Origin of the sequence: Massilia genomosp. 1 (assembly GCF_011682185.1) — a bacterium.
GTDB lineage: Bacteria > Pseudomonadota > Gammaproteobacteria > Burkholderiales > Burkholderiaceae_D > Telluria_A > Telluria_A rubra.
In genome coordinates, this window is sequence record NZ_WHJF01000456.1 from 1 (window position 1) to 339 (window position 339).

Consider the following 339-nt stretch of genomic DNA (forward strand, 5'->3'; position numbering starts at 1 on the left):
GGGAAGTCCATGTAGCCGCCGCCCGAGCGCACCGCGCCCACGAAGCCGCGCGCCGTGTAATCGAAGTCGAAAATCACGCGCCGCTCCTTGAAGTAGCTGGCGGTGCGCGCCACTTCGGTGGTCAAGCGCAGGGCCGGCGTGGCATCCCAGCGCGCGCCCACGGCCACCTGCTCGTTGCTCACATCGTGCTGGTAAGCCTGGGTCGACGAGAAGCCTGGCGCATCCTGGTTCAGGCGCGTGATGGTGTCGAGATTGTTCGTGCCCGGCTTGCTCGTGATGGTCGCGCCGGCGAAGTGCGGCGGGAAACCGATCATGAAATTGTTCTGGAAGCGGTGATCG

1 pseudogene is annotated in these 339 nt (G+C 65.5%); it reads right to left on the reverse strand.

From position 1 onward, the window contains the following. Nucleotides 1–314: pseudogene (locus tag F1735_RS34490) on the reverse strand (hypothetical protein); the annotation flags it as partial. Between the last annotated feature and the right edge of the window lie 25 nt (nt 315–339).